Genomic DNA, 5,388 nt, shown 5'->3' with positions numbered 1-5,388 from the left:
CTACCAGGCATGCGATGATTCCGGGTGCCTGCCCCCGACCACGGAAGAAATCAAACTGGAGCCACTAACCGTTGAAGCCGGAGCCGTACGCGCTGAGTTTGCCTCCCCCGGCTCGCTGGGGCTCGCCACCCCCTCCGGCTCCGCGACGGGGGGCGAAAGCGCTCCGACGGGTTTGCTGGCGTTTATCTTGACGGCGTTTGGAGCGGGGCTACTGGCGCTCATTACCCCCTGTGTCTTTCCGATGATCCCCGTGACGTTTGCCTACTTTACCAAAGTGGCGACGGCTAAAGGCAGCGAGAGCCCCGCCGCGGTGAATCGGACGATCTTACAGCTTGCGAGTCTCTACTGCATCGGGATTATCGTCAGTTTTGTGATCTTTGGCTTTATTACTGCCGTTACGGTCGGTGCGGCGGGAGCGACAAGCTTTGCGGCCAATCCGATGGTGAATGTCGGTTTTGGACTGATCTTTATCGGGTTTGGGTTGGCACTGCTCGAAGTCGTGGAGCTAAAGCTTCCTAGTAAAGTCCAGCAGCTCACCGGAGCGGGCCGCAAGACGGGCGGCTATCTGGGCGTGTTTTTGCTGGGGCTGACCTTTGTGATCGCCAGCTTCACCTGTGCTGCGCCGTTTGTAGGAACCGTGATGGTGCTCGCCGCAAAGGGGGGAGATGCGTGGCGTGCGGTTCTAGGGATGGGAGTCTTTGCCACGGCGCTTGCGTTGCCGTTCTTTCTGCTTGCGCTCTTTCCGAGCTTGCTGAAAAAACTCCCCAAGTCGGGCGACTGGCTCACGACGATTAAAGGCGTGATGGGCTTCTTAGAATTAGCGGCTGCTGTCAAGTTCTTCTCCAACGCCGATCTTGTCTGGGACTGGAATCTCTTTACGGTGCCTTTCTGCCTGGCACTCTACACGGTGGGATTCTTTGGGTGTGGCCTCTGGCTGATCGGAAAGCTCTACGTGGGCTTCAACACGCCACAGGACAAGCCCACAGTGCCGCGTCGCATCTGGTCGGGGCTCTTTATCGCGGCAGCGCTCTACAGCCTCTACGGGACATCGGGTCGTCCTCTGCACCCTCTGACCTCGGGCTTCCTCCCTCCTGCCGATCACACAGGGTTTGGGAGCCACAAGGGCGTTAACGAGCTGGATTGGGAGCGGGATCTGGAGAAAGCCAAGACCATTGCTCGTGAGAGTGGCAAGCGCCTGGTGATCGACTTCACGGGCCACACGTGTACCAACTGCCGTGATGTCGAGACGCGCGTCTTCCCCGAAGTGGCGGTGAAGACGGAGCTAGAGAAGCTGGTTCGGGTGCGACTCTACACCGACGGGGGCAAGTATGCTTCGCAGGCGGAGGGTAAGGCCAACGCGGATCTCGCGCTGAAGCTCTTTGACAACTTGGTCAATCCTCTCTATGCCGTGATTGATGCCGATGGGAATCTCATCGCAAAAGCGGACTATAATCTCGCCAAAGATCCGGTGAAGATGGCCGAGTGGCTCAAGAATGCTGGTGGGGTAACCACTGCTCGCCGGTGATAGAATAGCGGCATGTCTGCCGATTTTAGGGCGCATCTTGCCCAGCGTATTCTTCTCATTGACGGTTCCTACGGGGTTCTCCTCCAGAAAAAAGGCTTAGAGGAAGCCGATTTTCGGGGGGAGCGCTTCAAAGATCACCCTAAGGATGTTAAAAACAACCCCGATCTCTTAAATATCACCCAACCACAGATTGTCGCGGAGACGCATCAGGCCTATGTAGACGCGGGTGCAGAGCTGATCGAGACCAATACGTTCACGGCGACCACGATCTCCCAGGAGGACTATGGCCTTCAGGACTGGGCGGATGAGATGAGCCTCGAAGGTGCGCGGATCTGTCGGCAAGTGGTGGATGCCGCGATTGCCAAGGACGGCAAGCCACGCTGGGTCGCGGGAAGCATTGGGCCACTGAACCGTAGCGCGTCGGTGGTGGTGGACGCGGACCGACCCGCCTATCGCAACGTCACCTGGGACGAGCTAGTCGAGACCTACGGGCGGCAGGCGCGGGCACTGGTCGAGGGCGGCGTGGACGTGCTGCTCTGCGAGACGACGTTTGATACGCTGAACCTCAAAGCGGCGCTCTTTGCCATTGGCGCGCTACTCACCGAGCTAGATCGCGATATTCCCGTGATGGCATCGTGCTTTGTGGACCTCGCCGGGGGAAATCTCTCAGGCCAGGACATCGAGGCGCTCTGGTACTCCATACGCCACTTTCCACTCACCGCCGTCGGGCTCAACTGCTCGCTGGGGCCAAAAGAGATGCGCCCGATTCTCGCACGCCTCGCCGAGATCGCCGATATTCCCATCATCGCCTACCCCAACGCGGGCCTCCCCGACGCCCTCTCGGAGACGGGCTTTCCGGAGACGCCTGAGACCATGGGGCCGATGCTCCGCGAGTGGGCTGAGTCGGGGCTGATCAATATCGTCGGGGGCTGCTGTGGTAACTCTCCCGCGCACATCAAGGCAATCGGCGAGGCCGTCAAGGGAATTGCGCCACGCGAGATTCCCAGCGTCGAGACTTACCTGCGCCTTTCGGGAACCATGCCGTTTGTGGTGCGCCCAGAGACTAACTTTGTCAATGTCGGGGAGCGCTGCAATGTCGCGGGCTCGTCGAAGTTCCTCAAGCTGATCCAGGAAGAAAAGTTCGAGGACGCGCTGAGCGTGGCCTTAGAGCAAGTGGACAACGGAGCGCAAGTCCTCGATATCTGCTTCGACGACCAAGGAATGCTGGATCGTGAAGCCTGCATGACGCACTTTTTAAAGCTCATTCAAGCGGAGCCGGGCATCAATAAAGTCCCGCTGATGATCGACTCGTCGCGCTGGGAAGTGGTCGAGGCGGGCCTGAAGTGCAGCGTCGGCAAGAGCATTGCGAACTCGATCAGCCTGAAAGAAGGCGAGGCGGAGTTTCTGAAGCGTGCCCGCCAGGTGCGTAGCTTCGGAGCTGCTGTGGTTGTGATGGCCTTTGATGAGCTAGGCCAGGCCGATACCTACCAGCGTCGCATCGAGGTCTGTGAGCTGGCCTACAAATTGTTAGTCGACAACGTTGGATTTCCGCCTGAGGACATTATCTTCGACCCAAATATCTTAGTAGTGGGAACCGGGATGGAGGAGCACGCCAACTATGGCGTGGACTTTATCGCGACCGTTAAGTGGATCAAGGCGAATCTTCCGGGCGCAAAAGTGAGCGGCGGCGTGAGCAACCTCTCGTTCTCCTTCCGGGGTAACAACGTGGTGCGCGAAGCCATGCACGCGGCGTTTCTCTACCACGCCATTCAGGCAGGGATGGACATGGGCATCGTCAATGCGGGTCAGCTTCCCGTTTATGAAGACATTCCCAAGGACTTGCTGGAGCATGTCGAGGACGTCATCTTCAACCGCCGCCCCGATGCCACCGAGCGCCTGCTCACGCTCGCAGAGACGGTCAAAGGCAAGGGCAAGAAAGCCGCCGGGGCCGACGATGCCTGGCGAAGTGGCACGGTAGAAGAGCGGCTCCAGCACGCGCTGCTCAAGGGCCTGACGGACTATATCGAGGCCGACACGCTGGAGGCGCTAGAGAAGATAAAGCGGCCGCTCTTAGTCATTGAGGGGCCGCTCATGGACGGCATGAATGTCGTGGGCGATCTCTTTGGTGCGGGCAAGATGTTCCTGCCGCAGGTGGTGAAGTCCGCACGTGTGATGAAGCGCTCCGTGGCTGTCTTAACGCCTTACTTAGAGGCCGAGAAAGCCCAGAATGCGACGGGTACTCAGGGCAAGATGCTGATCGCGACGGTCAAGGGCGATGTCCACGACATTGGTAAGAACATCGTCGGGGTTGTCGTCTCGTGCAACAACTACGAAGTGATTGACATGGGCGTGATGGTGTCCTGCGACAAGATCCTCGATAAAGCACGTGAGATTGGGGCGGATGTGATCGGGCTCTCTGGCCTCATTACGCCGTCTCTGGACGAGATGATTCATGTCGCCAAAGAGATGACGCGTCAGGGCTTTGACATTCCATTGCTCATCGGGGGCGCGACGACGAGTCGTCTGCACACGGCGGTAAAAATCGCGCCGTACTACGCTAAGACCGTTCATGTGCTCGATGCCAGCCGAGCCGTCGGGGTGCTCCAAAATCTTATTGGGGCCGAGAGCGAGGCCTATCTGGCCGAGAACACCGCGATGCAGGAAGCGGCGCGTGCCCAGTTTGCCCAGCGCCAGCAGAAGACGGTCTTTCTGCCGCTGGAAAAAGCGCGAGAGAATAAGTGGACGGCGACCAAGCCCTACACGCCATCCACCCCGAGCTTCACTGGCGTGCGCGTCCTGGATGAGATCCCACTCGACGAGCTGACAACGTACATTGACTGGACCCCGTTCTTTATCTCCTGGGAGCTGCACGGCAAGTTTCCCGCGATCTTTGATGATGAGATCGTGGGAAGCGAGGCTCTTAAGCTCTTCAACGATGCCCAGGTAATGCTCCATCAGGTTGTCTCCGAGAAGTGGATCACCGCTCGCGCCGTCTACGGTTTCTTCCCTGCCGTGCCAGATGGTGATGATATTGTTTTGGCCGATGGCACGGTTTTGCATAGCCTCCGTCAGCAGAGCGAGAAACGCGTGGGTGAGCCCAATCGCTGTCTGACCGACTTTCTGGCACCCGAGGGTGACCATATCGGCGCGTTTGCGGTCACGGCAGGCATCGGGATGGCGGAGCGTGTGGAGAAGTTCAAAGCCGAAGGTGACGACTACAGCGCCATTATGCTTGAAGCCCTCGCAGATAGATTCGCTGAGGCCTCTGCCGAGTGGCTACACTCTCGTGCTCGTGCCGAGTGGGGCTTTGGCGATAGCCTCACCAGTGAGCAGCTCATCAAAGAGGAGTACCAGGGGATTCGTCCCGCGCCCGGCTACCCCGCTTGCCCGGATCACACGGAGAAAGTCACGCTCTTCTCGATGCTCCTGCCGGATCGCATTGGCATGAGCCTCACCGAGAGCATGGCGATGTACCCGGCGAGCAGTGTCTCGGGCTGGTACTTTGCCAACCCCGAGAGTGATTACTTCGCCGTAGGCAAGATTGATCGTGATCAAGTGGCCGACTATGCCAAGCGCAAGGGCTGGACCCTCGAAGAGGCCGAGCGCTGGCTCTCTCCCACACTTGGCTATGAACCTGATGCCATAAAATAATAAATTTCGCTCTCTGCATTGTTTCTAACCTAGAATCGAAATGTAGGAGGAGAGTCGAGATGCGTAGTGGACTCCAGCCGCTCGGAGGCCCGATTCATGGCTATCGAGCTGTAATGGCAGGGCGAACCCAAATCGCGGTGGGTTCCCTAGGGGCGGGATCAGGAGGGATGTGAGCTCTCAAGCCCGAATCTATCGACATGATACGAATTGGG

The 5,388-nt window shown here is 58.6% G+C and carries 2 protein-coding genes; both read left to right on the top strand.

All coding sequences use genetic code 11. The annotated features are described in order from the left end of the window. On the top strand, positions 1–1,525 hold a 1,525-nt coding region (locus tag AC1XOS_RS19280), incomplete at its 5' end, for a protein-disulfide reductase DsbD family protein (RefSeq protein WP_481963845.1). A 12-nt stretch (positions 1,526–1,537) separates the two neighbouring features. Further along, entirely contained in the window at positions 1,538–5,176 is a 3,639-nt protein-coding gene (metH, locus tag AC1XOS_RS19275; RefSeq protein ID WP_481963844.1) for a methionine synthase, read from the top strand. Positions 5,177–5,388: the final 212 nt, after the last annotated feature.

Source organism: Armatimonas sp., from assembly GCF_964826245.1.
Note: the sequence above shows the minus strand (reverse complement) of the source record. Positions and strands in the feature narration are given on the sequence as shown.